This is a genomic window from Streptomyces sp. NPDC007162, assembly GCF_040634175.1.
In the GTDB taxonomy this organism is placed as follows: domain Bacteria; phylum Actinomycetota; class Actinomycetes; order Streptomycetales; family Streptomycetaceae; genus Streptomyces.
Window position 1 is genome coordinate 1 of record NZ_JBEYFC010000602.1, and the last position, 4,763, is coordinate 4,763.

Below are 4,763 nucleotides of genomic sequence, written 5' to 3' on the forward strand. Positions count from 1 at the left end.
CCGGTGGATGGTGTTGACGTGCATGGTCCAGATGCCGCATCCGAGGGACACCGCGCCCAGGGCGAGCCGGCCGGTACTCCTCCTGCCGTACCGTTTCCGCACCCACCACGACGACATCCGCGAGCCCTCGCAGGGTGCCGAAGATCCGCATGTCGGCCGCCCCGGAGATGGGCTGCGACCGCCCGTCGTGCTGGCCCGCGCCGTCGAGGGTGGACACCATGTTGGCCCGCAGCCACGCCTGGCGCCCGGCGGACTCGGGGTAGGCGTAGGCGAGCGCCACCTCGGCGAGGCTCCACTCCCCCTCGCGCTCCCTTCCGGCCGCACCGCCGGAGGCCTGGGCTGCTGTCTCTTCGGTCACAGGGAACAGGCGTCGCATGCGGTGCAGTGTGGCACGGCAACTAGCATGGGTGACCGTGTCGTCTTCTCCCGCCGCTTCCGAGGTCAGCCCCATAGCCGACGCGGCCCCGCTGTCGCTGTGCGCCCGCACGCCGCATGTCCCCGCGGACCGGCTGGTCGCCGAGATGGTGCCGCCGCCCCGCTTCGACTCGGTCCGCTTCGCCACCTACCTCCCGGACCCGAACCAGCCGAGCCAGACCGAGGCCGTCCGGGTCCTCGAAGGCTTCGCGGCCGGTCTCGGCGGGGCGCACGCGGCCGGCGGCGGCAAGCGCGGCTTCCTCGGCTTCGGGAAGGCCAGGGCGGCGAAGGCGCCCGCCGGGCCCCGCGGGGTCTACCTCGACGGCGGGTACGGCGTCGGCAAGACCCACCTGCTCGCCTCCCTCTGGCACGCCACCCCGGCGGAGCCCGGGCTGAAGGCGTTCGGCACCTTCGTGGAGCTGACCAACCTGGTGGGCGCCCTCGGCTTCCAGCAGACCGTGGCGACCCTGTCCGGGCACCGTCTGCTGTGCATCGACGAGTTCGAGCTGGACGACCCGGGCGACACGGTCCTGGTGTCGAGCCTGCTCGCACGGCTCGTCGAGGCCGGGGTCGCGCTCGCGGCCACCTCCAACACCCTGCCGGGCAAGCTCGGCGAGGGCCGGTTCGCGGCCGTGGACTTCCTGCGCGAGATCCAGGGCCTGTCCGCCCACTTCCGTACGCTGCGCATCGACGGCGAGGACTACCGCCACCGCGGCCTGCCCGAGGCTCCGGCGCCGTACTCCGACGAGCAGGTGACCAAGGCGGCGTACGCCACGCCGGGCGCGTCCCTCGACGACTTCCCGCACCTCCTCGACCACTTGGCGAAGGTGCACCCCAGCCGGTACGGCGCGCTGACCGACGGCCTGACGGCGGTCTGCCTGACGGACGTGCAGCCGGTGCCGGACCAGTCGACCGCACTGCGGCTCGTGGTCCTCGCGGACCGGCTCTACGACCGCGAGGTGCCGGTCCTGGCCTCCGGGCTGCCCTTCGACAGGCTGTTCAGCGAGGAGATGCTGAACGGCGGCTACCGCAAGAAGTACTTCCGCGCGATATCCCGGCTCACCGCGCTCGCCCGGGACGCCAAGGGACTGGTGTCAAGAGCCTGATCAGGCCACGCCACCGGCGCTTTTCACGCCGTCTTCGGCTCGCAACACGGAGTTAACCCAGCAAACGGCTCCGCCGGGTTACCGTGTTTCTTGACCAACCGTTGACCAGTGCTTGGTGCACACAAGAGGCGTGAACTGCCGCGAGGGGGGCCCGTGTTCCGAGGTACGACGGCCCGGACCGTGATCGCGCTCCTGGCCGCCGCCCTGCTCGCCGTCCAGTTCTTCGCTCCCGCGGCAACCTTCGCAGCCGCGCATGCGCTCAGTCACGCCGAGGCCAAGGCCCAGCCCGGATCCACCCCTCCGGTGAAAGCCGTACGCGAAGGCACGGGCACCCTCCGTGACCACGGACTGTGCGGCGAGCCGCCCGGTCCCCCGCAGAGCGCCGACCGCCACCGCACCACCACCGCCGGCTGTGCCGACGACCGTCCGGCCACCCCCCGGCACACCGAGGCCATACGTGCCTCGACGGCCCCCTCGGCCGAGCACCGACGCACGTCCAGAGCCTCCAGAGCCCACTCACCGGCCACGCTCCAGGTCTTCCGCTGCTGAGAGACGGGTTCCGTCTCGGCTCACCCCCCCACAACCGTCGTGCAAGCCCGACGCGCCGTTTCGGCGCGCCAGGAGGAGTCCACACACCATGCAGCCCCTCATCGACAACGCCCGTACGTTCGGACAGCGCCCTGAGGAGTTCGCCCCGCTCGCGGCAGGCCAGTCCCCACAGGTGCTCTTCATCACCTGCTCCGACTCCCGGGTCGTCCCGGCCCTGATCACCGGCGCCCGCCCGGGGGAGCTCTTCGAGCTGCGCACCGCGGGCAACATCGTCCCGCCGTACGCCTCGGAGCACCCCACCAGCGAGGCGGCCACCATCGAGTACGCCGTGGAGGTGCTCGGCGTCCGCGACATCGTCGTCTGCGGGCACTCGCACTGCGGCGCCGTCGGCGCGCTGGTGCGCGGCGACGACCTGACCGCCGTACCCGCCGTCCGGGACTGGCTGGCCAGCGCCGAGCCGCGGCCGAGCGGGGCGGCCGAGGACCCGGCCGTCGCCGAGGGCGTGCAGAACCACGTGCTCGCCCAGCTCCTGCGGCTGCGGTCGTACCCGTTCATCGACCGGAAGCTGGCGGAGGGCGCGCTGACCCTGCGCGGCTGGTACTACGAGGTCCACACCGGTGCCGTGCGCGAACACCGCGCCGGGACCGACACCTTCGAGGCCCTGTGAGCGCCGCGATGACCAAGTTCCCTTACATACGTCAGGATTTCGCCGCCTCCCTCGTCGTCTTCCTGGTCGCGCTCCCGCTGTGCGTGGGCGTGGCCGTCGCCTCCGGTGTCCCGGCCGAACTGGGCCTGGTCACCGGCATCGTGGGCGGTCTCGTCACCGGGATGCTGCGGGGCAGCAGCCTTCAGGTGTCGGGGCCGGCCGCCGGTCTGACCGTGCTCGTCTTCGAGGCGGTGCAGGAGTTCGGGCTGCCGGTGCTCGGCGTGATCGTGCTCGTCACCGGTGTCCTCCAGATCACCATGGGTGTCCTGAAGCTGGGGCGCTATTTCCGGGCCATCTCCCTCTCGGTCGTGGAGGGCATGCTGGCCGGGATCGGCCTGGTTCTGATCGCCGGACAGCTGTATCCGGCGCTCGCCGCCAAGGCGCCCGACTCGGGCCCCGGAAAAATAGCCGGGCTGCCCGGGGCGTTCCTGGACGCCCTCGGGGACGGCGGGGCGCTGGCCTCGCTCGCCCTCGGCGCGGGCACCGTCGCGGTCCTCGTCCTGTGGAAGCACGCCCCGGCGAAGGTGCGTACGGTCCCCGGACCGCTGGCCGCCGTCGGACTCGCCACCCTGGCGGCGCTCCTCCTCGGCCTGCCGGTCGCCACCGTCGAGGTGCAGGGGCTGCTGGACTCCGTCCAGCCGCCGCCGCTGAGCGCCTTCGGCGAACTGGCGGGCCTCGGGGTGCTCGGCACGATCGTCGCGTTCACCCTGATCGCGTCGGCCGAGTCGCTGTTCAGCGCGGCGGCCGTGGACCGGCTGCACGACGGTCCGCGGACCCAGTACGACCGGGAACTGGTCGCCCAGGGCGCGGGCAACGCCCTGTGCGGGGTGCTCGGCGCCCTGCCGATGACCGCGGTGATCGTGCGCAGCGCGGCCAACGTCCAGGCGGGCGCCCGCACCAAGGCGTCCCGGGTGCTGCACGGCCTCTGGCTGCTGCTGTTCGCGGCGCTGCTGCCCGGCGCCCTGGCCTACATCCCGATCCCGGCGCTGGCCGGGATCCTGGTCTACTCGGGTGCCAAACTGATCCCCGTGCGCTCGCTGGCCGCGCTCTGGCGCGAGCACCGGGGCGAGGCGCTGATCCTGGTGGTCACGGCGGTGTCGATCGTCGCGGTCAGCATGTTCGAGGGCGTACTGATCGGTCTGGCGCTGTCGATCGTGAAGACCGCCTGGGAGGCCTCGCACCTCAAGCTGGAGGTGGTCGACAAGGGCGCCGGGCCCATCGACGCCCATCTGTCGGGCAACGCGACCTTCCTGCGCCTGCCCAAGATCCTGGACAGCCTGGAGGCGCTGCCGCAGGACCGCCCGATCAGGGTGGACCTGTCGGGGCTGCACCACCTCGACCACGCCTGCCGGACCGCGCTGGAGAGCTGGGCCGAGCGGCACAGCGACGCCGGCACGGAACCGGTGCGCGTCACCGCCGAACCCGTCAAGGTCACGGCTGCCTGAACCGGTGGCCGCCCCCGGGCCGGAGGTGCCGACGCCCCTCGGCACCTCCGGCCCGGACCCGTTCCCGGCGGCCATGGCCCCGAGCCACCCACCGGGCATATCGTTGCAGCAACAGACATATCGGGCCTCTCTCCCTGGGGGTCGTGATGGTTCAGGAGCTGCTGGTCGCGGTGGTGACCGCGCTGTGTGTCGGCGCGCTGTACCTGGCCGCCGGCGCGCGGGTCGTCAAGCAGTACGAACAGGGTGTGCTGTTCCGGCTCGGGCGTGTCTCCGGTGAGGTACGGGAGCCCGGCTTCAACCTGGTGATCCCGGTCGTGGACCGGCTGCACAAGGTCAACCTGCAGATCGTGACGCTGCCGGTCCCCGCCCAGGAGGGCATCACCCGCGACAACGTCACCGTGCGCGTGGACGCGGTCGTCTACTTCCGGGTGGTCGACGCGGTGAGCGCGCTGATCAAGGTCGAGGACTACAATGTGGTGTGCTACGACGTCGTGCAACTCCCGTGCTATCCGGCCGCGTTCCTCCGCCACCGCACGCCGCGCC

The 4,763-nt window shown here is 72.1% G+C and carries 5 protein-coding genes and 2 pseudogenes; 5 read left to right on the forward strand and 2 right to left on the reverse strand.

Annotated features, from left to right (window positions below; all coding sequences use genetic code 11):
• Window positions 1-376, reverse strand: a 376-nt coding sequence (locus ABZ646_RS40190) for a dihydrofolate reductase family protein (RefSeq protein WP_360530797.1), incomplete at its 3' end; no start/stop codon positions are given.
• 37 nt (window positions 377-413) lie between these two features.
• On the opposite strand from ABZ646_RS40190, the gene zapE reads away from it, so the two are divergent.
• The 5 genes and pseudogenes from zapE to ABZ646_RS40215 form a co-directional block, all read left to right on the forward strand.
• Complete coding sequence (gene zapE, locus ABZ646_RS40195) at window positions 414-1,520, forward strand: cell division protein ZapE (RefSeq protein WP_360530800.1); 1,107 nt, start codon at window positions 414-416, stop codon at window positions 1,518-1,520.
• A 153-nt stretch (window positions 1,521-1,673) separates the two neighbouring features.
• A complete protein-coding gene (locus tag ABZ646_RS40200; RefSeq protein ID WP_360530803.1) occupies window positions 1,674-2,069 on the forward strand; it encodes a hypothetical protein in 396 nt (131 codons plus the stop codon).
• An 88-nt stretch (window positions 2,070-2,157) separates the two neighbouring features.
• A complete protein-coding gene (locus ABZ646_RS40205; RefSeq protein ID WP_360530806.1) occupies window positions 2,158-2,736 on the forward strand; it encodes a carbonic anhydrase in 579 nt (192 codons plus the stop codon).
• An 8-nt stretch (window positions 2,737-2,744) separates the two neighbouring features.
• On the forward strand, window positions 2,745-4,220 hold the full coding sequence (locus tag ABZ646_RS40210; RefSeq protein ID WP_360530809.1) for a SulP family inorganic anion transporter: 1,476 nt from the start codon (window positions 2,745-2,747) through the stop codon (window positions 4,218-4,220).
• Between the two features lie 146 nt (window positions 4,221-4,366).
• A pseudogene (locus ABZ646_RS40215) lies at window positions 4,367-4,690 on the forward strand (SPFH domain-containing protein); the annotation flags it as partial.
• A gap of 6 nt (window positions 4,691-4,696) precedes the next feature.
• Here the strand turns inward: ABZ646_RS40215 and ABZ646_RS40220 are convergent.
• Window positions 4,697-4,750 (reverse strand): annotated as a pseudogene (locus ABZ646_RS40220) (histidine kinase); the annotation flags it as partial.
• Between the last annotated feature and the right edge of the window lie 13 nt (window positions 4,751-4,763).